The 22,251-nt window shown below is 68.2% G+C and carries 19 protein-coding genes; 6 read left to right on the top strand and 13 right to left on the bottom strand.

Going from position 1 to position 22,251, the window contains the following annotated elements; genetic code table 11:
• Nucleotides 1–186: hypothetical protein (locus tag ONA70_RS21945; protein ID WP_265008352.1), on the top strand; the 186-nt coding region annotated here is incomplete at its 5' end.
• On the opposite strand, the gene ONA70_RS21940 is transcribed toward ONA70_RS21945, so the two are convergent.
• The 8 genes from ONA70_RS21940 to ONA70_RS21905 are packed head-to-tail and all read right to left on the bottom strand — an operon-like array spanning nucleotide 168 to nucleotide 6,824.
• Complete coding sequence (locus ONA70_RS21940; RefSeq protein WP_265008351.1) at nucleotides 168–881, bottom strand: M24 family metallopeptidase; 714 nt, start codon at nucleotides 879–881, stop codon at nucleotides 168–170. The genes ONA70_RS21945 and ONA70_RS21940 overlap by 19 nt on opposite strands.
• Nucleotides 874–1,647: a BtpA/SgcQ family protein gene (locus ONA70_RS21935; RefSeq protein WP_265008350.1), complete on the bottom strand. Its 774-nt coding sequence runs from the start codon at nucleotides 1,645–1,647 to the stop codon at nucleotides 874–876. Before ONA70_RS21935 ends, ONA70_RS21940 begins: the two co-directional genes overlap by 8 nt.
• A 50-nt stretch (nucleotides 1,648–1,697) precedes the next feature.
• Nucleotides 1,698–2,492, bottom strand: coding sequence for an energy-coupling factor ABC transporter ATP-binding protein (locus ONA70_RS21930; RefSeq protein ID WP_265008349.1), 795 nt, complete (start codon nucleotides 2,490–2,492; stop codon nucleotides 1,698–1,700).
• Nucleotides 2,473–3,348, bottom strand: a complete 876-nt coding sequence (locus ONA70_RS21925) for an energy-coupling factor ABC transporter ATP-binding protein (RefSeq protein ID WP_265008348.1) — start codon at nucleotides 3,346–3,348, stop codon at nucleotides 2,473–2,475. The genes ONA70_RS21930 and ONA70_RS21925 overlap by 20 nt, the downstream gene beginning before the upstream one ends.
• Nucleotides 3,339–4,151, bottom strand: coding sequence for an energy-coupling factor transporter transmembrane component T family protein (locus tag ONA70_RS21920; RefSeq protein ID WP_265008347.1), 813 nt, complete (start codon nucleotides 4,149–4,151; stop codon nucleotides 3,339–3,341). The genes ONA70_RS21925 and ONA70_RS21920 overlap by 10 nt, the downstream gene beginning before the upstream one ends.
• Entirely contained in the window at nucleotides 4,148–4,801 is a 654-nt protein-coding gene (locus ONA70_RS21915; RefSeq protein WP_265008346.1) for a spermidine synthase family protein, read from the bottom strand. The genes ONA70_RS21920 and ONA70_RS21915 overlap by 4 nt, the downstream gene beginning before the upstream one ends.
• A 14-nt stretch (nucleotides 4,802–4,815) precedes the next feature.
• On the bottom strand, nucleotides 4,816–5,811 hold the full coding sequence (locus tag ONA70_RS21910) for a carbohydrate kinase family protein (RefSeq protein ID WP_265008345.1): 996 nt from the start codon (nucleotides 5,809–5,811) through the stop codon (nucleotides 4,816–4,818).
• Nucleotides 5,808–6,824: a LacI family DNA-binding transcriptional regulator gene (locus ONA70_RS21905; protein WP_265008344.1), complete on the bottom strand. Its 1,017-nt coding sequence runs from the start codon at nucleotides 6,822–6,824 to the stop codon at nucleotides 5,808–5,810. The genes ONA70_RS21910 and ONA70_RS21905 overlap by 4 nt, the downstream gene beginning before the upstream one ends.
• A gap of 406 nt (nucleotides 6,825–7,230) precedes the next feature.
• On the opposite strand from ONA70_RS21905, the gene ONA70_RS21900 reads away from it, so the two are divergent.
• Both ONA70_RS21900 and ONA70_RS21895 read left to right on the top strand, forming a co-directional pair.
• Nucleotides 7,231–9,672: a WD40/YVTN/BNR-like repeat-containing protein gene (locus ONA70_RS21900; protein WP_265008343.1), complete on the top strand. Its 2,442-nt coding sequence runs from the start codon at nucleotides 7,231–7,233 to the stop codon at nucleotides 9,670–9,672.
• A 201-nt stretch (nucleotides 9,673–9,873) separates the two neighbouring features.
• The gene (locus tag ONA70_RS21895) at nucleotides 9,874–12,999 is read left to right on the top strand and encodes a WD40/YVTN/BNR-like repeat-containing protein (protein WP_265008342.1); all 3,126 of its coding nucleotides are present in this window, start codon (nucleotides 9,874–9,876) and stop codon (nucleotides 12,997–12,999) included.
• Between the two features lie 96 nt (nucleotides 13,000–13,095).
• Here ONA70_RS21895 and ONA70_RS21890 read toward each other — a convergent pair whose 3' ends face one another.
• From ONA70_RS21890 to ONA70_RS21880, 3 genes are all read right to left on the bottom strand, one after another.
• On the bottom strand, nucleotides 13,096–14,973 hold the full coding sequence (locus ONA70_RS21890; protein WP_265008341.1) for a serine hydrolase: 1,878 nt from the start codon (nucleotides 14,971–14,973) through the stop codon (nucleotides 13,096–13,098).
• 10 nt (nucleotides 14,974–14,983) lie between these two features.
• Nucleotides 14,984–16,774, bottom strand: coding sequence for a glycoside hydrolase family 3 protein (locus tag ONA70_RS21885; RefSeq protein WP_265008340.1), 1,791 nt, complete (start codon nucleotides 16,772–16,774; stop codon nucleotides 14,984–14,986).
• Nucleotides 16,775–17,057: 283 nt separating this feature from the next.
• A complete protein-coding gene (locus tag ONA70_RS21880; protein WP_265008339.1) occupies nucleotides 17,058–17,306 on the bottom strand; it encodes a hypothetical protein in 249 nt (82 codons plus the stop codon).
• Between the two features lie 182 nt (nucleotides 17,307–17,488).
• On the opposite strand from ONA70_RS21880, the gene ONA70_RS21875 reads away from it, so the two are divergent.
• Nucleotides 17,489–18,205 (top strand): BTAD domain-containing putative transcriptional regulator, encoded by a 717-nt coding sequence (locus ONA70_RS21875; protein ID WP_265008338.1) that lies wholly within the window; start codon nucleotides 17,489–17,491, stop codon nucleotides 18,203–18,205.
• Nucleotides 18,198–18,950: a helix-turn-helix transcriptional regulator gene (locus tag ONA70_RS21870; RefSeq protein WP_265008337.1), complete on the top strand. Its 753-nt coding sequence runs from the start codon at nucleotides 18,198–18,200 to the stop codon at nucleotides 18,948–18,950. Before ONA70_RS21875 ends, ONA70_RS21870 begins: the two co-directional genes overlap by 8 nt.
• Before the next feature lie 302 nt (nucleotides 18,951–19,252).
• Here the strand turns inward: ONA70_RS21870 and ONA70_RS21865 are convergent, their stop codons facing one another.
• Nucleotides 19,253–19,870 carry a hypothetical protein gene (locus ONA70_RS21865; RefSeq protein ID WP_265008336.1) on the bottom strand — a complete coding sequence of 206 codons (618 nt, stop codon included), beginning with the start codon at nucleotides 19,868–19,870 and terminating at the stop codon, nucleotides 19,253–19,255.
• A 356-nt stretch (nucleotides 19,871–20,226) separates the two neighbouring features.
• Entirely contained in the window at nucleotides 20,227–21,801 is a 1,575-nt protein-coding gene (locus ONA70_RS21860; protein WP_265008353.1) for an MFS transporter, read from the bottom strand.
• Between the two features lie 198 nt (nucleotides 21,802–21,999).
• Between ONA70_RS21860 and ONA70_RS21855 the strand changes: the two genes are divergently transcribed.
• Nucleotides 22,000–22,251: serine hydrolase (locus ONA70_RS21855; protein WP_265008335.1), on the top strand; the 252-nt coding region annotated here is incomplete at its 3' end.

Genomic DNA, 22,251 nt, shown 5'->3' with positions numbered 1-22,251 from the left:
GTCAACAACAACAACGCCCGGAAATGGTCTGGCACAAGTTCTGCTGTGACCGAGCAGCGCTCATCGCTTCAAGTCGAAAGCGGACCGAGTGTTGCCGCTCACCTGGCGGGTTGCGGCTGGATGGTCGCAGGACGGGGTTACGGCCTGCGGCCGGTCCAGTTCGACTGTCAGAGGGAGATCAAATGACAATTGGTGCTTCCGAACCAGATCACGTCTTCGCGCTTGACCCCGTAGAGGTGGTTGCCGATGAACGGCTCGACGGCCCACGCGCCCCGTAGCACGGTCGTGTTCCACTCGTCGAGGTAACCGTCGTCGTACGAGGTGCCGGCACCGAGTGAGTGGCCGATGTTACCCAGGCGATCCAGCAGGACATAGGAAGTCTTGGCGAGCTCCTGTCGGAACACCTCGAAGAGGTCGCAGGCGCGCATGCCCGGCGTGGCGGCGGCCAGCACCGCTGAGTGGATCTTCTCCACCGCTTGGAGTGCTGCTCGCTGGGCGGGATTCGCACCGTGCTGCAACGTGCGCGTGCAGTCCCCCCACCCACCGCTCGGCGTGATCGGATGGACGTCGATGATGCCGAGGTCGAGATTCCACAGGACCCGGTCGCCAGGGGTGTCGGTGGGAAAGCAGCTGAGCGTTCCGGCGCCGAAGCCCACGGTGGTGGGGCTCCAGACGCCAGTGGCGCCCAGGTCGCGGAGGATCTCTCCCGCCCGGGCGTGCACGACCGCCTCCGACTCGCCGGGCCGCACGGACGCGGTGACGGCCTCCGCCGCCCGGATGGCCAGCAGTTGGGCTTCGACCAGCTCGTCAGGCGGGTCGTCGGGGAGAGCCTGTCCCCTCGCGCCGCTGGCCGTCGTCGCTGGGTTGACGCGGTCAGACATCGTTCGCCACCCGGGTCAGCGAACGCCGGGGTTGCACGTCCCGGATGGCACGGACGAACTCGCGGACGTGGCCGCGGTCGACGTGGCCGGTGTCGGTGTAGGTGTTCTTGAGGTAGCTCCCGACGATGACCGCGTCCGCGTGGGCAAGTTGGGTTTTGCAGTTGGCCGGCGTGACACCAGCCCCGACGACAAGGGGGAAGGCGGGGCCGAGGAGACGCCGAAACTCCTCGATCTTGGCCGGTGGGGTCTCCATCCCGGTACCGTCGCCGGTCACGACAACTGCGTCACATCGCGACCTGGCCAGGGTGAGGTCCTCCTCGAGGGATCGGCCGGACAGATGTGGCTGGTACTTGAACCGGACGCCGCCCAGCACGCGGCTCGCCGTCCTTGCCCGTTCGTCATTGAGACGCGACGCGAAGGCCAGGTCATCGCCCGGGGCCAGGTGCCCGGCCACCGAGTCCAGCTGGATGAAGAGCGCGCGGAAGTCACGCGCCATGTCGAACGCCGTCCAGTCCTGGCGCAGGATGTTGATCCCGAAGCGGATCTCCGGCGCCGAGTCGGTGAGGTAGCCACACACGCTCACCACGTCGTCGACGTCGCCGAAGTAGTTCTCGACGATTACTGCGTTTACGCCCTCGGACCACAAGACGTCGATCTCTCGCTTGGCGAGCTCCAGCTTGTGTGCTGGCGTGTCGCCGGCTAGGTGGAGCATGGCGAGGACGGGGATCTGGCCGTCGAACTCATCGAGGAAGGTGCGCTGGGGCATGCGTGCAGTCTCCTTCTGGGGCGGTGTACCGCCTGGTCGGCTGTGGGTGGTCAGGGGATCAGGGGCAGCACATCGGCGATTCGGGTGGCCCGGTCGGTCAAATTGAGATTGCGGGCGAGCTGGGCCACTTCGAGACGCTGAAGCTGCGAACGAACCAGCACGTCGTCGTCGGCGAACACGTCGGCGGCGGACCCGTCGGCGATGACGGTCCCGTCGGCCATGGCCACGACGCGCGGGCATACGTCGGCGACGAAGCGCATGTCGTGCGTGATGGTCACGACCGCGATGCCCTCGTCCTCCAGCCGGTCCATCATCGCCACCAGCTGCCGCGTCCCTGGCCGGTCGAGTCCCGCCGTCGGTTCGTCGAGGATCACGTAGTCGCAGGTTCCCACCAAGATGGCCGCGATGGCCACGAACTTCTTGACCGGAAAGGGAAGATCGTTGGGATTGCTGCCGAAGTAGCGACCGATCCCCGTCATCTCGACCGCTCGCGCCACCCGCTCGGCGGTGAAGGCGGCGTCCCAGCGCAGGTACCGTGGCATCAACGTGAGCTCGGCCTCGACATCGCCGGCGAAGACCTGGTCGTCGGGGTTCTGGAAGACGTAGCCGACCTGCCTGGCGACCTGAGCCGTCGTCCTGGTCGCCGTCGACATTCCGTCTACGGTGACGGTGCCGCGAGTCGGCCGGAGCAAGCCGTTCATGAGTTTGACCGTGGTGGTCTTGCCGGCACCGTTCTGACCGACGATGGCCAGGCGTTCTCCCCGCTCGACGGTAAGGTCGACACCCTTCACCGCCGGAGTGCTGTCCGGGTACGCGAAGTGGACGTCATGCAACGCGATCGGCATGGATCTGGGTACCTCTCATCCTTGTGGCGATCGCCGCCTCCGCTTCCCGGCGTGTCACCGGAACGCATCCCAGGCCCTTACCGACCGCCTCCAGGGCGAAGGCGAGGTCGGTCACCTCTGGGCGTGGTACGTCCGCGGCGTCCATTGCGGGCGAGGCGAGCACCTGCGCTGTGGGGCCTTCGGCAACGACCTCTCCGGAACGCATCACGACGAGCCGGTCGGCGAACTGAGCCATCAGGTCGATCTTGTGCTCGACGAGCACGATGGACTTCCCGCGGGCCTTGAGATCGGCGATGATCTCGAAGACCGCATGTGACGACTGCGGATCCAGCTGAGACGTCGGCTCGTCGATGACGAGCACCTCCGAGTCCATGGCGATGATCGACGCGAAGGCGACCTTCTGGCGCTGCCCGCCCGACAACTCGTTGGGGTTTTTTCGGAGGAGTGCGGTGATGCCCATCTGCTCGCTGACGGATGTGACGCGGTCGAGCATGTCGCTGCGGCTGACACCCAGGTTCTCGAGGCCGAAGGCGATCTCTTCGAAAACTGTGTCCTTGATGCCGCTGATCTGGGTGAAGGGGTTGTCGAAGACGCACCCGATGGTCCTGGAGAGCTCCGCGGCGTCCCACTCGCCGAGGTCCTTGCCGAGAATCTCCACCGTTCCCTCAAGCGTGCCCTGGTGGAAGTGCGGAATGAGGCCGCGCAACAGGCTGCACAGGGTGCTCTTCCCGCTGCCGTTGATCCCGACAACTCCGTAGAGCTGACCACGCTGGAGCTGCAGGGTGACGCCCTCGAGAGCCGGCATCTCGGCATACGCGTACGTGAATGTGACGTCACGGAGGGTCGCTAGGTCCACAGGAGTCCTGCTCCAATCGTTGCGAGACATGCGGCGGCCGTGAGGGCCGTCGCGGCCCGTTCCCAGGCGGGAGCCGGCCTCAACTGGAGGACATGGGTATGCGGGATGCCCGAGTTGAAGGCGCGGGCGTCGAGCGCGATGGCGCGTTCCTCCGTCTGATTGAGGGCCGTGATGAACACCGGCGCCAGAATGGGAACGAAGGCTCTAGCGCGCACCCAGAGGTTTCCCTCGGTCTCGATACCCCGGGATTTCTGCGCGTCCATCACCGTGCGGGCGCTGCGGCCCAGATCGGTGATGGCCTGGAAGGACGCCAGCAGGATGTAGGTCGCCTGCGGCGGCATTCCCTTCAGCTCCAGGGCCAGCATGAACGTCTTCATCGGGACGAGGACGAAGTACAGCGTCAGCGCGCCGCACAGCGCCATGACCACCAGGGCGAAGGTCGTGCCCTCACGGACTCCCTCCCAGGTCGGGGCGAGCGGTCCCAGCTCGAAGAGCACGTGGTTGCCGTGGACGAACGCGGCGCGGAGCACGAAGAGCACCAGGCCGACCCCCACCACGAGCTTCGCGTAAAGCCTGGCGAAGGAACCGCCCACCCCGGCGGCCACCGCGATACCGAGAAATGCCACGCACCCGGACACGAGGCCGACGGGACGGGGTGTCGCCAGGGCCAGAAGGCTGATGGACGCCAGCACCACGGCCACGTTCAAGGGGTGCATGTCCCGGATCCAGTTGCCGTGCGACACCACGCCATCGAAGGTCCCGCCCGAAGGGGCGCTGGCAGCTTCCGGCGACAGCGCGCTCACCGCAGACCACCGGGTGTCGGCTGCGAGGCGGTGGGGACCGGCGCTGGTGTGACTCCCTTGGCGCGCAGGTACACCTCGCCAAGCGGCAGCTTGGCGAAGATGCGCCGAGGGATGCCCCTCAGGACCACGTAGACCGCCAGCACCGTGGGGACCTTGTCGAGGAAGTCCATCGGCACCTGGGCCACGAAGTTCGCTGTCGTGACGTCCAGGCCGGCGGCCATGAGCGCGCCGACCACGAGGGCGCCGCCACCGACGGCCAGGCCGCCGAAGACCCACAGGGTGATGAGTGCCCCGAGAAAGCCTCCGATGAGCGCGAACGGGACCGCGCTCGCCAGAGTCTTCCACAGCACGGTGAAGACGCCTCGTCGCCCGAGCCACCCGGCCAGCAGGCCGAACATGACATTGAGGATGCCGAATGCGAGCGTCGGCGGAGACGTGATGGAGTTGATTCCGTTGGAGACGAGGCCGACAAGCGCTCCGGGGATGCCGCCGCACAGTGCTCCCACCAGGATCGTGCCGATGCTGTCGAGGTACACGGGCAGCTTCAACAGGAGGGCGAGCTGTCCGCCCACGAAGTTGATCGCGATCCCGATGGGAATCATGAAGATGGTCAGCCGCCCGTAGCGGGAGATCAATGACTGCGTCGACACGAGGACTCCTCAAGTCATGTGGTGGAGGGTTGGTGGACTGCTGAAAGACGGCCGCTGCGAGCCATGAAGTCGAGGACTGTCGCCTCGTCGAGCATTCCTCCGCGAGCCCCGACCTTTCCGACGGACAGGGCTGCCGCGGCGTTGGCGAACTCCGCTGCGTACCGGAGGTCATCCGAGACCAGGTAGGAGTAGAGGAAGGAGCTGGTGAAGGTGTCCCCCGCGCCGGTCACGTCGACGACATCAACCCTGTGGCCGGCGACGCTGAACTGGTCGCCCTCGGTGAAGACCCGGCATCCGGCACTGTCGTTGGTGACGATGACCGCGAGGGCGCCGCGGTCGAGCATCGCTTGGATGCTTTGACCACAATCGGAGAACCGCTGGTAGCCGATCGCGTTCATGAAGACGATGTCGCAGTGGTCGATCAGGGGCGACGGATGGTTCTCGAGGTTGTAGACGTCGAGGTCCATGACGATCTTCGTGCCGGCTGCGCGGACACCGGCGAGGACCTCGCCGGCCCCTCGCTCTCCCATCCGGAAGGGAGTCGCATCGGTCACCGTCGTCACCAGGTACGCAGCCCCGGCCATGTGCTCGAACGCAGCTGGGGTGATCTCGGTGTGCGTGATGCCCAGGGTGGGGATCAGGACGATGTGCTGGTCGTCGGCCAGCAGGATGATGCAGCGCGAGTCGGGCACTTCCTCGTCGAGGATGACGAAGTGGGTGTCGAGCCCCACCGCCTCCAGCTGGGAGAGCAGCCGCTGCGTCAGTTCGCCCGAGTTGAGCTGGGACATGAAGGAAGTGGGCACGCCATAGTTGGCGAAGATCGCCGCCGAGTTGGCCACCATCCCGCCGAACTGCGGTTCGAGGGGGCGGACAATGATCTTGTCACCGGCGACCGGGAAATGCGGCGCCCGGTAGTACTCGTCCATGGCGACGTCACCGAAGAACACCGCATAGCGCGCGTCCCCCGGGCGCGGGCGGTGGGCCTGCCAGCCGCGAATGGGCGTACTCATCGCCGGCCCCCCCGCACCGGGCCGGTCGAGTCCCGCGCCACGAGCCCGACGGGCAGCTTGAGTTGTTCGCCATCAAGCTCCGCCAGGCCTTCCAGAGCGTCGATCAGGGCGTCCGTGGAGACCTGTCCAAGGGTGGGGACGTCCTGCCGTACGGTCGTCAGCGACGGGAAGCAGTACTGTGCCGCCATGACGTCGTCGAAGCCGACGACTGAAACGTCTTCCGGCACCCGGACGCCGGCTCGCCTCAGCTCGTACAACGCGCCGATCGCCATCAGGTCGTTGATCGCGAACACGGCGGTGACGTCACCGGCCCGGAACGACGCGACGTGGGGCGCCACGGCGAGCGCGCCGCTGGACTCCGTGAACCGCCCCCATGCCGTAGCGGCAACGGTGCCCCCACCGTCCTCCCAACGTCGCTGGAACGCCGCGATACGGCGTGAGCTCGAGAACGGCTCTCCCTCGGCGCCGAGGATGAGGACGTTGCGGTGCCCCAGCCCGAGGAGGTGCTCGGCTGCCAGCCGACCCCCCGCCTCGTTGTCCGAGATCACGGACTTGAGCCTGGTTCCCTCGATCTCCTCGTCGACGAAGACCAGCGGCATCGCGCCGAGCAGATCCGACAGCTCTTGGTCCGTTGGAGGCGCGCCTGCCGCATACACGATCCCGTCGACGGCGCGCGAGTGGACCATCTGGAGGTAGTGCAGCTCGCGGGCCGAGTCGAACCCTGTGGTGCACAGGATGACGTTGTACCCACGTCGCACCGCCGCTGCCTCGACACCTCGAGCCAGCTCGGCGAAGTAGCCGATCGAGATGTCCGGAACCACCAGGGCGATCACCCGTGTCGCACCCAGGGCAAGGCTCTGCGCCGAGCGGCTTGGCACATAACCGAGCTCAGCCATGGCCGCGGCGACGCGTTCCTTGACGGCGGGGCTGACTCGCCGCTTGCCGCTCAGTGCGTGCGACACCGTCGTGGGGCTAACCCCTGCGCGCGCCGCCACCTCCGCGATCGAAGCCAACTCAAGATCCTTTCGTCCGCCAAAGCGCTTTGGCAAAGCGCTTTGGCGGAAGGTTAGTCCCTGAGCTGATGGAGGGCAAGAGTTCGCGGCTTGATCAAAAGTGGGGGCCTGGCGCGCCGCGCCAGGGAGCGGGAAGATCCACCCGCCGCGTGCTCCCGAGCGCCCGCGCCCAGGTGTCGTTGACGATCATCCGCCACCGATGGATGTCAGTTTGTCGAGCGAGCGGTAGTGATCGAGCGTGGCTGCAGCGGCCGGCCGGGTCCACTCCTACATCTGCATTGCTCGATTGCCTGGCCGTTCCGGCACGTGATTAGTGTGCTCGATGTCTCATCGGGCCTAGCCTCGGTGGAGAACCGCGCCGGCCGGTGATGTGCATTTCCTGAGACGGGCGAACGAGGTGAGTGAGATGAGACCAAAAATCGCACTGCTCACTGCGGCTGTGGTGCTGGCCGTCTTCGGCGCTGCCGCGCCGTCGACCTTGGCGGCGGCAGCCGAGTCGGATGATCCGGACAACATTGTCGCGTGCGACGCCGACGATCCGGACTTCGGGACGAACTGCGAGGACGCGGAGGAAGAGGAGGAGTCGGAACTGCGCGACGCCTATCTCGACTCCCGGCAGGTGCCGGGCGACGTCATCACGACCGGTGACCTCGAACTGGCCGCGCAGCAGGCCGCGGCGATTCCGTCGGAGCTGAACGGACTCGTCAACCCGAACTGGTCCCTCGTCGGGCCGTCGAACGTCGGCGGGCGGGTGAGCGACATCGCGCCCGACCCGACGCAGCCCGGCCGCGTCTACGTCGGGGTGTCCACCGCAGGGGTCTGGCGCAGTGACGATGCCGGCGTCAACATGACCAACGCGTGGCCGGACAACTTCCCACAATCGATCGGCGCGGTGACAGTCGCGCCGAACGGCGACGTCTGGGTCGGGACGGGCGAGGTCAACCCCGGCGGCGGCAGCCTGAGCTACGGCGGCGACGGGCTCTACCGGTCGACCGACCACGGAGCCACCTGGACCCGCATCGGGCTGCAGGGGTCCAGCACCATCGGCGCGATCCGCTTCAACCCGCAGAACCCGAACATCGTGTACGTCGCGGCCGGCGGCTCGCTGTTCGCCCCTGGCGGCGTACGTGGCCTGTACAAGTCGACGGACTACGGCGCGACCTGGACCCGGATCCTGCAAGGCCGTAACGACTTCACGGGCGCTACCGACATCGCCATGGATCCGACGAACCCGAACAAGCTCTTCGTGCCGATGTGGGACCACCACCGCGAGGCGCTCTGCCGCTGCTACACCGGACCGGGCACCGGCATCTACCTGACCAGCGATGGTGGCGCCACCTGGACCCGGTTGGAGAACGACCGCATCACCTCGTTCACCCCCGGCGACACGATCGGGCTCGCGTCGACTGACAACCAGACCACGACGGCGCAGGCCCGGATGGCGGTCGCGATCGCGCCGAGTGACCCGAACCGCGTCTACATCACGACCGGCAACTGGAACCAGGCCGCGAATGGCGGGGGCCCGACGCAACGCGGCTTCCGTGGCTTCTACCGTTCTGACGACGGCGGGGCGACGTTCCGGACGATGACGAACGCCAACCCGGGCGGCGACACGGTGTGGACGTCGAAGACCTGGGTCGACCCGGTCAACCCGGACCGGTTGTTCATCGCCGGCGTCAGCCTGCGGCTCTCCCAGAACGGCGGTTCCACCTGGGCGAACGTCGGGAACCTCCACGCCGACCACCACGCGATGGCCTGGGACCCGACAACGCCGAACCGAGCGTACGAGGGCAACGACGGTGGCTTCTACTGGTCGGCCGGAAACGGTGCCAGCGGCACCTGGACCGAGGCGCTGAACGAGCCCTGGACCCAGTTCTACACCACCGACGTCAGCGAGCAGGACCCCAGCCGGATCGTCGGTGGCGCCCAGGACAACGGCTGCCTGCGCTCGTGGAACTCGGCCGGCGTCGTCACGGGCGACTGGGGGTCGTACGGCGGGTGCGGCGACGGCCTCTACACGCTGATCGACCCGAGCGACCACAACTTCGTGTACGCGTGCTCGCAGTTCGGGAACTGCACGCGCTCGGTGAACGGCGGAAACAACAGCTCGAGTTACACCAACCAGACCGTCTCGCAGCGCCGCAACTGGCAGACGCCCGTCCAACTGGACCCCAGTGACCCGACGGTCGTCTACTACGGCGGCAACATCCTCAACCGGTCGACCAACCGGGCACAGCCCGGGACCTGGTCGGTGATCAGCCCGAGCCTCAGCAACCCCGAATCGGGCACCGACCCGTCGTACCCGTTCGGCACGATCACCACGGTGGCTGCGGCCAAGTCGAACCCGAACGTCATCTACGCCGGCACCGACGACGGCTGGCTGTGGGGCAGCACGGACCGCGGCCAGACCTGGACCCGCTTCACCGACCCTGACCTGCCGGATCGCTGGGTCACCCGGGTGGCCATCGACCCGACGAACGAGAACGTGGCGTACGCGACGTACTCCGGGCTGCGCAACGCCGACAACGACGCCCACGTCCTGCGGACCACGGACGGCGGCGCCAACTGGGTCGACATCAGCGGCAACCTGCCGATGGCGCCCACCCAGGACGTCGTCGTCGACCCGCTCAACCGCAACCGGGTCTTCGTCGCCACGGACCTCGGCGTCTTCACCGCGAACGTGGCCAAGGCGAGCAGCCAGAACCCGGACGTGCGGTGGTACCGCCTCGGGCGGGACCTGCCCCGGGTTCCGGTCAACGACCTCGAATACCAGGCGTCGACCAACACGCTCTACGCGGCGACCTACGGGCGCAGCATCTGGAAGCTGCAGCTCGACCGCAACGACTGACGTCCCGATCGGCAACCACCCGGCGGCCACCCACGACCGGGGTGAGCCTTCGCCACCTCCATCCGCGTCTCACAGCTTGAGAAGGACCACGTCATGACCGCAGATCAGCGAGCGGGAAATCCATGGGAACCATTAGGCGTCCATCGGGCGCCGCGGCCCGGGCGGCGGCGGCGAGCCACGGCGGCGTTCCTCGCGCTACTGATGGGAGTCGCCGGGCTCGGAGTCGCGGCGACCAGCCCGGCCGCCGCGTCGGGTGGGAAACTCGTCGACCCCGCCCTCTACGAGTCGCTGCAGTGGCGCAACATCGGCCCGACCACGGGCGGCCGATCGATCGCCGTGGCCGGCAGCACCGTCCGCCCGAACGAGTACTACTTCGGCGCCACGGGCGGCGGCCTGTACAAAACCACCGACGGCGGAACGAACTGGTCCCCGGTCACCGACGGCCAGATCACGACCTCCTCGGTCGGCGCGATCGAGGTCTGCCCGACCAATCCCGACATCGTCTACATCGGCATGGGCGAGGTCGAGTTCCGGGGCAACGTCCTGCCCGGTGACGGTGTCTACAAGAGCACCGACGGGGGCGCGACGTGGAAGCACCTGGGCCTCTCCGACGCCCACATGATCGGCCGCGTCCGGGTGGATCCGGCCAACTGTGACCGGGTGCTCGTCGCCGCGCTTGGCCACGCGTTCGGCCCCAACACCGAGCGCGGCGTTTTCCGCTCCACCAATGGTGGCAAGACCTGGCAGCGGACCCTCTATCGCGACGACCTCACCGGCGCGGTGGACCTGTCGATCGATCCGTCGAACCCGCAGGTGATGTACGCCTCGCTATGGCACGTCTACCGCAAGCCGTGGCTGCTCAACAGTGGCGGGGAGTCCAGTGGCCTGTTCAAGTCCACCGACGGCGGAAGCACCTGGACCGAGCTGACCAACAACCCGGGCCTGCCGGACGGTCCGCTGGGCAAGATCGGCGTGAGCGTTTCCGGTGCCGACTCCAACCGGGTCTACGCCGTCATCGAGGCGCCCGACGGCGGGGTGTTCCGGTCCGATGACGCCGGCGCCACCTGGCAGCTGGTCGACGACAACGCGAACCGACGCCAGCGGGCGTTCTACTACAACCGCATCTACGCCGACCCGGTGAACCGTGACCGGGTCTACGCCCTCAACACCTCCTTCTACCGCTCCGACGACGCCGGCCGTACCTGGCAGACGATCTCCACGCCGCACGGCGACAACCACGACCTGTGGATCGACCCGAACAACAACCGCAGGATGATCGAAAGCAACGACGGCGGCGCGAACGTCTCCACCAACGGCGGAGCCAACTGGACCGATCAGGACTATCAGACGGCCCAGATGTACCACGTCACCACGACGAACAACGACCCCTACCTGGTGTGCGGCGCCCAGCAGGACCGCTCGACCGTCTGCGTGTCCAGCACCGGAGGCACCGGCGCCTTCACGGTGGGCGGCGGCGAGAGCAGCTACGTCGCCGTGGATCCCCGAGACTCCAACGTCTTCTACGCCGGCAACTACGGCGGCAACCTCACCCGGCTCGACCGCAGCGGCCTCAGCGGGATCGGCTCGCGCCGCATCGATGTCTGGCCCGACAACCCCATGGGCTCTCCGGCCAAGGACATCAAGGAGCGGTTCCAGTGGACGTACCCGATCATGACGAACCCGGCGGAGCCGGACGCGGTGTTCGTGGGTTCCCAGTACGTCTACAAGAGCACCAACGGCGGGCAGAATTGGCAACGGATCAGCCCGGACCTCACCTACGCCGACCCGGATACCCTCGGTGACTCCGGCGGGCCGATCACCAAGGACCAGACCAGCGTCGAGTACTTCGCGACGGTCTTCTCGATCGCGCCGTCCACCCGTGACCCCAACGTCATCTGGGCCGGCTCCGACGATGGCCTGGTGCACGTCACCCGGCAGGGCGGTGGGCCCGGGCCGCGGCCGGAGGCGTGGCGCAACGTCACGCCGCCAGGGCTGGAGAAGAACAGCACCGTCAGCATGATCGACGCCGGGCACCACAACACGGACACGGCGTACGTGTCCACCCACCGGTACCGGCTCGACGACTTCCGGCCGTACGTCTACCGGACGCATTCCTGGGGAGCCACCTGGGAGAAGATCACGAACGGCATCGCCGACGACGACTGGATCTACGCCGTGCGGGAGGACCCCGTGCGCAAGGGACTGCTGTACGCCGCGGCCGAGCACGGCGTGTACGTGTCGTTCAACGACGGAGACAACTGGCAGCCCTTGTCGCTCAACCTGCCGGACGTCCCGGTGTCCGACCTCACGGTGAAGGACGGCGACCTGGTGATCGCCACCCATGGCCGCAGCTTCTGGGTGCTCGACGACGGCGCCACGCTGCTGCGTCGGCTGACCACGAAGACGACGCCGGGCGACATCGCCGACTTCGAGCAGACGGTGCCTCCGGTGACGCCGCTGCCGTCGGTGAGCCCGCCCCCCGCGGTGATCCCGCCGACGAACACCGCACCGGACCAGGAGAACGACCTGGCGATCCTCAAGGATCCGAACAACCCGGTACGCGGGGTGAGCAGCAACGCCACGGTCAGCTACACGATCAAACAACCGGTCGAGTCGGCCACGATGTCGTTCCTTGACGCGCAGGGAGCAGTGATCCAGACCGTTAACCTGCCGACCACCGCGGGCACCCGGACCCAGAACTGGAACCTGCGGTATCCGGGTTCGACGAGCTTCCCCGGTCTCATCTACTGGTCGGCGAACTCGACCGGGGCGCTCGCGCCGGTCGGCACGCACGGTGTCCGGCTCACCGTGAACGGGCAGTCTCTGGACCAGAGTTTCGAGATCCTGCGGGACTCGCGACTCAGCCGGGTCAGCGACGCCGATCTGGTCGCACAGTTCGCACTGGCGAAGGAAGCCGTCGACCGCACCAGCGACGCGAACAACGGCGTCATCGCGATTCGTGACTGCTCCGGGCAGATCGCCGACCGGATCGAGCGGGCGGGCGACAGCGACGTCACGACGACCGGGCGCCGGCTCCAGGACGCCCTGTCCGTCGTGGAGAACGAGCTGTACCAGACTCGCCTGCGCAGCGGACAGGACCCACTCAACTTCCCGATCAAGCTCAACAACAAGATCGCGGCGTTGCGCGGCGTCATCGAGAGCACGCAGAGCCCACCGACGGACCAGAGCTACGAGGTCCTGACGGAGCTGTCCGGCCAGCTTCAGAAGCAACTCGACCGGCTCGACGAGATCGTCACGGCCGACGTGCCCGCCTTCAACCAGGTGCTCCGGTCGAAGGGTCTGCAGCCGATCACCTGCGCGAACTGAAACCGCTGTCGACAAGAGATGTCGGAGGAGCCTCGGCTGTGCCGAGGCTCCTCTGACAAGCTGCCGCTGTACGTCCGAGTCTTCGTATCGGTCAGTTCAGTCGCGGGCGGGCGACCATCCGTCGGCGATGATTCGGGAGTCGTCGCCACCCTCGCCTTGGAAGAGCACTCCGTTCCGGTCCGTCGCGATGATCTGGTCGACGTAGACCCCGCGGCCCTGGCCGGAACCATCGGTGGTGCTGCTCCAGCGCAGGTGGGTCGCCTGGTCGGGCAGCTCGACCGTGACCTGCCACCAGACCCGGCCGCCGTAGCCGGTGACCGTGCCGTCGCTGGTCCACCGTCGGTTTCCTTGGTGTAGCAGCATCCGCCCCGAAGTCCAGGTGTGCCCGCCGTCCATGGAGACCTCGAACCGGGCGCTGTCGTAGCGGGGCTCAGTGTCGTACCACAGTTGGAAACTCGCCGTCCCGCCTCGCGCCGCCCGGCGCAGCGGTGCGGTGAGCGTGCTCGTCGCGCGGTCGCGCGGGTCGGCCCGCCAGGCCTCGTACGACCGGGGGTGCACCGGCATCGCCTCGGCGAGGTCGCGCGAGACCGCGCGTCGGGCGATGTTGTTGCTGCCCCAGCCGCGATCGGGGTGCACCCGGTTGCTGAGCAGGATGACGAACGAGTGGGAGAGCGGGTCGATGACGATGGACGTGCCGGTGAAGCCGGTGTGCCCGAACGCCACGGGGGAGGAGAGCCCCATCATGTACCAGTGCTTGTTGAGCTCGAAGCCGAGTCCGCGGCGGCTTTCCGGATCGGCCGACTCCAGCGGTGCGTTGTAGTTGACCAGCATCGCCCGCACCGTGTCGTCCCGCAGAATCCGCTGCCCACGGTACGTGCCGCCATTGAGTAGTGCCTGGCAGAGGACGGCGAGGTCCGCCGCGGTGGAGAAGACACCGGCATGCCCGGCCACGCCACCGAGCGACCAGGCGTTCTCGTCGTGCACCTCGCCCCAGACCATGCCGCGCCCGGCGTACGGCTCGTACTCGGTCGCGGCGATCCGCGACCGCAGCTCCGGCCCCGGGTTGTAGCCGGTGTCGGTCATGCCGAGCGGCCCGGTGACGCCGTCACGGACCAGTTCGGCCAACGGTCGGCCGGTCACCCGTTCCAGCAGTACGCCGAGTGTGATCAGTCCGAGGTCGGAGTACACGTACCGGGTGCCGGGCGGCGCCGTGAGCGGCGTGGCGAGCGCGGCGGCGAACCGCGCGGCCGGCGTCGGGTACTTGCTCCACAGCGCCGTGAATGCGGGCAGCCCCGAGGTGTGGGTGAGCAGCATGCGTACGGTGACGGCCTCCTTGCCGCCGGCCGCGAACTCCGGGACGTAGTGGGCGACCGGCGCGTCCAGGTCCACCCGCCCCCGCTCGACCTGCTGCATGGTGACGATCGTGGTGAACAGCTTCGACACCGACGCCATGTCGAAGATGGTGTCGGGCCGCATCGGGATTTGCTGGTCGGCGGGAAGCTCCACCCCGACCAGCCCGGGTGCCGGTCCGACGGCGGCGTACCGTACCGCCGTTCCCACGGCGGCGTGCTGCACGATCACACCGTCCTTGGCCGCCAGGACCACGGCACCCGCGTACATGGGATGACCGGGGTGGTCCGGGGTCGGCTGCAGATATGCCGCCAGGTCGGCGGGGAGGCGATCCACCTGGTCGGGAAGCAGACCAACCTCGCCGGCGCTGCCGGGCCGCAGCGTGTCGTCACGGAACTGGATGTCGGCGGGGGTGACGACCGGCGGTCCGGACTCGGCCGAGAGCGGCGCGGCGGTGGCGGGCGCCCCGGTGGCTGGCATCGCCGCGCCCAGGAGGGCCACGCTCACGCCGAGCGCGACCTTGCGGAGCAGCGGGCGGGAGGACGCGGCTGTGGCTCTCCTCCCCGCGCCAGTGTCGAGCGCTCCCGCACCGGCCACATCGGTGGGGAATTTCCTACCCTGCATGCGGTGCCTCCTACCAGGTCAGGCCGTGGCCGTACGGGTAGAGCACGGTTCCCGCGCCCTCGGCCGTGGGGATCGTGACGGGCAGCCGCCCGCTCGGGGACAGTTCGCCGTGCAGCGCGCGGACGAGGGCGTCCATCGCCGCCACGGTGTACGAGTAGGTCGCCAGATAGGTGGTCACACCCGGCAGGTACGCGATGTCGTACGGGTCCCGGACCGCCACCACCACCACGGGCTTCCCGGTGCCGACCAGCGCCGCGACGAGGCGCCGCTGGGTGCCGCGTGGGTCCGTGACGACGTTGTCCCACGCCTTGTTCACCAGCACAACGGTGAGATCATGGTCCGCTGCCTTGGCGGCCGTTGCGGCGATCAGCGCGTCGGACGGTAGGGTCGCGGGCTGGGCGGTGGCTCGGGCGCCGCGGGCGGTGAACCCGTCGGCGACCGTCGCGATCGGCGCGAAGGCGGCGCTGTTCCAACCAGTGACCAGCACCGACCGGGTCGCATGGGTCAGCGGCAGCAGCCCGGCGTCGTTGCGGACGGCGGTGAGGGTCGGGTCGGTCACCCGGGCGACGGCGGTGATGTGCTGGGGCGCCCCGACCGTCCGTACCGCCTCGTCGACGTCGACCAGCGGCGACCCGGCCAGCCCTTGCCGGTACTTCATGGCGAGGATGCGCCGGACCGACTCGTCGATGCGCTGCTCGGTGAGCTCGCCGGTGGCGACGGCCCGTAGCACCGCGTCCCGCGCCAGCTGAAGATCCGGCGGCATCAGGAGCTGGTCGGCGCCGGCCTTGAGCGCCAACACCGGCACCCGGTCATCGCCGTACTTCTTTCGCACGGCGGCCATGTTCAGCGCGTCGGTGACGATGACTCCCCGGAAGCCGAGTTCACCGCGCAGCACGCCGGTGAGAATCGCCGGCGACAACGTCGCGGGATCGCCGGACGGGTCGAGCGCAGGCACCACGATGTGGGCGGTCATGATCGACTCGACGCCCGCGGCGACCGCCCGCCGGAACGGCGGCGCGTCGATCCGGTCCCACTCCGCCCGGCTGTGGTCGATCACCGGCAGGCCGGTGTGGCTGTCGTCCGCCGTGTCGCCGTGGCCGGGGAAGTGCTTCGCCACCGATGTCACGCCGGCGCCGTCCTGGAACCCGGCGACCTGCGCGGCGGTCAGCTCGGCCACCAGGGCGGGGTCGGCACCGAAGGACCGTACGCCGATCACCGGGTTGTCCGGGTTGATGTTGACATCGGCGATCGGCGCGTACGGCTGGCGGATGCCGACCGCCCGCAGCTCCCGCCCGGTGATCTCCGCCGCCGTGTACGCGGCTTGGGGCGACCGCCCAGCGCCGAGGGCCATCGCCCCGGGGAACTGCGCCGCGGGAGCGGGCATCCGCAGCACCACGCCCTGTTCCTGGTCGGTGGAGATGAGCAGCGGCACGCGACCCTTGGCGCCGTCACCGAGGGCGGCCCGCTGGAGCCCGTTGGAGAGCGTTGCGATCTGGCGGGGGCTGTCCAGGTTGTGAGACCAGGAGAAGTAGATGACGCCGCCGAGGTGGAACCGATCGATGACCTCGGCCGGCGTTTCGACGCCGAACGCGGCCCGGTTGGCGGCGCGATCGGCGGCGGTGGGCTCGGCGGCGTCACCGCCGTAGACGTAGGTGGAGAAGAGCTGGCCGACCTTCTGCTCCAGGCTCATCTGCCGCAATGTCGAGGTGACCCAGCCGTGCTCGGCGGCGGTGGGTGGGTCCATCGGCGCGGCGGAGGCCTGGACGGGCAGCGGTGCGGTGGTGGTTGCCAGAGTGGCCATCAGAACGGTCGCGGTGACGAGTTGAGCCTTCATAGACGACGACCTCTCTGTCGGATGGTTGAAACTTAGCTACATCCCGATATGTCGTCAAGGAAGGTTAGCTACAGGGCGGGGTTGTCTATTGCTGACGATCGGGCCCGGCTCGCGGACGCGGCAGGGCAGCCGTCGTCGCCCGTAGGAACACCCGTCGGCCCGCCACCGTGGACTGTCCGGCCGTTATGAATAGCGCGAATGGGCGCCTTCAACATGACTTGGACACCGTCGTCGTGGCCCGGGACGCGAGTCAAGGCACCCAGAACTCGTCCGGCAGCATCTCGACGTCCGCCGCGGCCGATTCGAGGTGGCCAGCGACAGGTAGGAGCGCGGTCGCAGCTGGGTCCCCGGCCTCGGCCATGTCACGAATCACGCTTGCCTGCCGTCGGGCGCGCTGCCCGATCGCGGCCCGGAAGGCGTGCCGATCGCTGTCGTACCCGTAGCCGTCGAGCAGGAGATGAAAGCGGCGGGACCGGTCCTTGACGTTGTGGAATCCCAACTCCTTGGCCGGACCCTGTGGGTAGATCGGGACCCAGGAGAGCGCTGATAACGCCAGGTCGGATTCCCGTGACGACGGACCCGCGGTGTCCCAGTCGAAGAACCCGACCAGCCTGTCGCCGGGAGGTTGCCGGCTTCGACGGTGCCCCAAGGGCACTCGGCTTCGACGACCAGGGCCGCGAGATGATCACCTACCTGCCTGGAGAAGCGGTCGGCGACCGCCTTCCCTGGCCTCGGTGGGCCTTCGCCGACTCGGCGCTCGTACAGCTTGGCCAATGGCTGCGACGCCTCCATGACGCGACAGCCGACTTCACACCGCCTGCGGATGAGCGATGGTTTATCGGCTCCACGATGCAACCCGGGTTGATCGTCGGCCACCAGGATGCGGCTCCGTACAACGCGGTGATGAACAGATGCCGCAACAACGCGTGCACCGTTGGCGTCCAGGGCGAGGCCAGCTTGTGGACCACGTCACCGATCCGCACGGCGCCGATGGTCCTGCCGCCCGCCAGGGCTTTCTCGCTCATTGGTGGTTCGTACCGGGAATCGAGCGGCAGCGATACCGAATTTCGGAAGCCGATGACGGCATTCCCCCTGAGAGCTCGATGGCTGGCCATCGAATGGGAGGTGCCTGCCCGGCTCGCGCTCGGCGAGCATGCCTCGCTCATGGGAGAGCTGGAGATCCTCGCCCGGGACAACCCCTTCGATGAGGCGCGGTACGCCCACCGGATCCTGGCGCCGTATCGGTCCGGCCGGCTCGGCGTAATCGGCGGGTCCGCGATCGGCTCTCGGACGACCTCGGGATCGACCCCGGGCGGACGCCGCAGGAGGCGCCGGCGGCTTGCGCCGCTGTGCCAGGCTTCCCGTCGAAGCGATCCGGAGGGGTGCGGCGGTGAGTGAGTCGAGTCCGATGGCTGGCCGAGAATGGTGCGAACCGGACCGACCGGCGACCCGGGCACGGGCGTTGCAGGCGGCGGTGTACGCCAGGATCACCAGCGTGGACCCGGCGTCGACCGGCGGACCGGTGCGTCTGTTCGCGGTGGGACTGCCGGCGATCCTCGAACGGCTCAAGGTGCTGGAACGGGCCACCTCGTCGGTGGTGTACAACCTTGCCCCGCGATGCCCGTTCGACCCGCAGCGGCGGGAACGGGAACCGAACCTGCGTACCCGGGCGCGCGGCGTCCAGGGCCACATGATCACCGCCCCTCTGCAGCACCTGTCGCTGGTGGCGGCCGTCCATCCCGACACCTGGGTGGCCCCGAAGGTGCAGGGGGTCGGCATCGTCGTTGACGAACGCATCGGACTGTTCCCCGGTCCACCCACCCCGGACGGGCAACCGACCGCCTGGCTCTGCCGCGACTCGGATGTCGTCATGGCGTTTTGCCAGCTCTGGCGGGAGACGCAGCAGCAGGCCGTGCCGATCCGCGAGGCCCCTGGAGTCCTCCCGCTCACCGAGCGGCAACTGCAGGTGGCTGCCCTGCTCAGCCGGGGCGCCAAGGATGCCACCATCGCCCGTCGACTCCGTGTCTCAACGCGGACGGTGACCAGCGACGTCGGGCGGCTGTTGGACGCCTTCGGGGTCGCCACCCGGTGGGAGGGCGGCCTGGTGATGGGGAGAGCCTGCCCACCCGCGCTGGCCGGCTGACCTGGCCAGCGGCTTGTCCGTTTCGTCTGGCAGGTCAAGCGGGTGGAGAAGCAGGCGATCGCGCCCCGCTGCCCGACGGCGGGCCCGAACTGCCCGGACCGTGGCCGGCGGCACCCGCCCCGGCCGGACGGGCGCCGCCGGTTGCTCAGCAGCGCACCCAGCTCTTCCAGCTGTACCCGTCGCCGGCGTTGTCGGTGCTGCACCAGTAGCCGCTGGATGGGTCGGCGCGTTAGGTGGTCATCCCGGAACTGGCGGGTGCACCGCGACGTTCGGCCGCGGTGCACCCAGTCCGGCCGGATACGTCAGCAGCCTCGGTAGCCGACGTTGCGAACCGTCACCTCGTAGCCGCAGAAGACGGGACGCACGGCATAGCGGGTGCCGCTGACGATCTTGTGGACCGCGACGTGGAGGTGGCACGAGGTGGTCCCGGTGTTGCTGCTGTACCCGACGACGTTCGTCGGGCCGACGACGGCCCCCACGCCGTACTTCAGATTCTTCATGTGCAGCAACTTGAGCTCGTAGACCTGCGTGCCGATCGTCTTGCGCAGGTACATCCCGCCGGTGCCGGAGGAGATGGCGTAGACCTTCATGTTGTCCCAGATCGGGTAGATGGGCTGCCCACAGGAGCTCAGCCCCCCGGTCGGGGTCATGTCCAGGGCGTAGTTGTCCGAGAGGTGGTCACCGTTGTAGTAGTCGACGTGGGTCGGCGGCGTGTTGTACCCGTAGCCGGTGAGGGCCCACGACTGGGTGTAGAGCCACGGCGATGCCCCGGACGGCGCGAGTTCGTTGAGCGTGTGCGCCTGGGCCGGGCTCGCGCCGAAGACCCAGAGGAGACTCGCGACGAGCATCATCACGAAAGCCGCGCTCTTGCCTTTGTGCCATCCCTTCCCTGCGGTCGGGCTAATGCTGGCACCGTTCATGTTTCCTCCTGTGTCCTGCCCCGAAAGGGTGGCCCCACTCCGAGGCCACCGCATCGAAAGCTAGCGATTCCCACGGGTGTGAGCCGATGCGCCTTGCGCGTTTCGGCAGATCACTTGACAGCGTGCGCAATCGGCGCACCTGCCCATGCCATCGATCATCGACAATGGTCAGTGGGTGAGGAATTCCTATCCGAGTGGCTCCCTGCCCCTGCGGCGGAACCACCCAAGACCTGGAGGGTTTCGGTCGTGCGCGCGGACTTCGCCGATGACGTCGTCGATGCCGGCGGCGGCGAGGTCCGCGGCTGACCGGTCTTGCCGGCCCGACGATGGGTGTGCCGTCATCCGTAGCCGGCGGATCACCCTTGTGGTGGCGAGACGAAGTCCTTGGACCGGATCATGACGAAGGACAGCGCCCCGGCGACGATGGTGACGATCGCCGCGAGTAACAGGATCTCGTTCAGGGCGCTGGCAAAACTGCCGCGCGCGATCTCGACGAGCAGGCCGCGCTGCTGTGGCGGAACGGCGGCGAACAGTCGGCTCACGCTGCCGTTACGCAGGGCCGCCGCGATGTCGGCGCTGTGCTCGGCCAACGGCGTTCCAGCGGTCTGGGTCTGCACCACGGTGGTCAGCCGGTTGGCGAACAGGGTGCCCAACAGTCCGACGCCGGTGGCAAGGCCGACCTGCCGGAAGGTCAGGTTGATACCCGAGGCCATCCCCGATCGCCGTGGCTCCACGACCCCGACCGCGGTGGAGGCCAGCGGTGGGTTGACGAACCCGACGCCCACGCCGGCCAAGATCAGTCCCGGGATCAGGTGTGTCCACGACGAGGCTGCGGTCAGGCCGCGCATGGCCAGCAGCCCGACGCCGACCAGCACCAGCCCTGGGCCGACGATGGTGCGGATCGGCACCTTCTTGGTCAGCCACCCCGCCACTGCGCTGGCGACCAGGACGCCGCCGGAGAGGACGAGCAGCCGCACGCCGGTCTGCAGTGCGCTGTAACCGAGCACGTTCTGCAGGTAGAGGACCACGTAGAGCAGCATGGCGAAAATGCTGAAGGAAAGGCCGAACGCGGCGATGTCGCCACCGACGAAGGTGGGCACCCGGAACAGCCGTAGCTCGAACATCGGGTGCGCACTGCGGATCTCGGCCAGCAGGAAGGCGATGAGCAGCACTGCGGCCGCGGCGAAGCATGCGATGACAACCGTCGCCGTGAAACTGCTGCGGCCCGCTTCGATGAGGGCGTAGATCAAGGCCGCCAGCGCCCCAGAGAAGATCACGAAGCCCGGCCAGTCCGGCCGCGCGGCCTGCTCGTCGCGCGACTCGACGACCCTCAGCACGGTCAGGGCCAGCGCGACGACACCCACGGGCACGTTGACGAAGAAGATCCACCGCCACGACAGGCCCGACACCAACGCGCCGCCGATGATGGGACCGACGGCTGCGGCGAGCCCGGCCAGGGCGCCCCAGACGCCGAAGGCCACGCCGCGCTCGGCGCCGCGAAACGCGTTGGCCAGCAGGGCCAGTGAGACGGAGAACATGATGGCCCCACCGATGCCCTGCAGGCCACGGGACAGTTCGAGCATGAGCGGGGACTGCGCGATGCCGCACAGCGCGGACGCGGCGGTGAAGACGACCAGGCCGACCAGGTAGATGCGGCGGCGGCCGTACAGGTCCGCCAGCGACCCCGCGGTCAACAGGAGGGCGGCCAGGGTGAGCGCGTACGCGTCGACGACCCACTGCACGTCGGAGAACGACGCCCCCAGCGACGCCTGGATGTCGGGCAGCGCCACGTTCACGATCGTCAGGTCGATCAACAGCATGAACGTGCCCACACAGACCGCCGTGAGAGTCCACCACTTCGGGTCGGCTCCTCGATGCGGCGACCCGCACGCCCCTGCGCCGGCGGCGCCGGTCCGGCTCGGCTCGGTCATAGCCGGGAGAGTACCGAGACGTGTAGAGCTATATGCGTCTTGGTGAGCATTTGACCGCTTCGGGTGGTAGGCGCGGAGTTTCTTCCGCAACCTCCTCGGGGAACGTGCGGTCGTCGCGCAACAGGTAACTTGCGAATGGGCGAGATGAGGAGGAGACAGGTGCCTATTGGTGGCTTCTCGTCGAAACGATTGACTCGGGTGCGAGAGCTGCTCGAGCGTCACGTCGACTCCGGCTTCGTCCCGGGTGCGGTGGCCGTCCTCGCCCGCCACGACGAGGTGCACATCGAAGCAACGGGCAATCTCGCGTTCGAGGGCGCAGGGTCGAGGACGCCGATGGCAGGCGACACGATCTGTCGCATGGCCTCGATGACGAAGCCGATCGCCGCCGCGTGTATGACGCTCGTCGAGGACTGCACCCTCCGCCTCGATGACCCGGTCGACGACCTCCTC

It is taken from the genome of Micromonospora yasonensis (genome assembly GCF_026013475.1).
Classification (GTDB): Bacteria; Actinomycetota; Actinomycetes; order Mycobacteriales; family Micromonosporaceae; genus Micromonospora; species Micromonospora yasonensis.
This window is presented reverse-complemented; position numbering and strand designations above follow the sequence as displayed.

Bases quoted from the DNA above. Each gene is read 5' to 3' on its own strand.
- ONA70_RS21935 (WP_265008350.1), bottom strand. From the start codon at position 1,647: ATGCCCCAGCGCACCTTCCTCGATGAGTTCGACGGCCAGATCCCCGTC.
- ONA70_RS21940 (WP_265008351.1), bottom strand. From the start codon at position 881: ATGTCTGACCGCGTCAACCCAGCGACGACGGCCAGCGGCGCGAGGGGA.
- ONA70_RS21885 (WP_265008340.1), bottom strand. From the start codon at position 16,774: ATGGCCACTCTGGCAACCACCACCGCACCGCTGCCCGTCCAGGCCTCC.
- ONA70_RS21860 (WP_265008353.1), bottom strand. From the start codon at position 21,801: ATGACCGAGCCGAGCCGGACCGGCGCCGCCGGCGCAGGGGCGTGCGGG.
- ONA70_RS21895 (WP_265008342.1), top strand. From the start codon at position 9,874: ATGGGAGTCGCCGGGCTCGGAGTCGCGGCGACCAGCCCGGCCGCCGCG.
- ONA70_RS21865 (WP_265008336.1), bottom strand. From the start codon at position 19,870: ATGAACGGTGCCAGCATTAGCCCGACCGCAGGGAAGGGATGGCACAAA.
- ONA70_RS21900 (WP_265008343.1), top strand. From the start codon at position 7,231: ATGAGACCAAAAATCGCACTGCTCACTGCGGCTGTGGTGCTGGCCGTC.
- ONA70_RS21890 (WP_265008341.1), bottom strand. From the start codon at position 14,973: ATGCAGGGTAGGAAATTCCCCACCGATGTGGCCGGTGCGGGAGCGCTC.
- ONA70_RS21930 (WP_265008349.1), bottom strand. From the start codon at position 2,492: ATGCCGATCGCGTTGCATGACGTCCACTTCGCGTACCCGGACAGCACT.
- ONA70_RS21910 (WP_265008345.1), bottom strand. From the start codon at position 5,811: ATGAGTACGCCCATTCGCGGCTGGCAGGCCCACCGCCCGCGCCCGGGG.
- ONA70_RS21875 (WP_265008338.1), top strand. From the start codon at position 17,489: ATGATCACCTACCTGCCTGGAGAAGCGGTCGGCGACCGCCTTCCCTGG.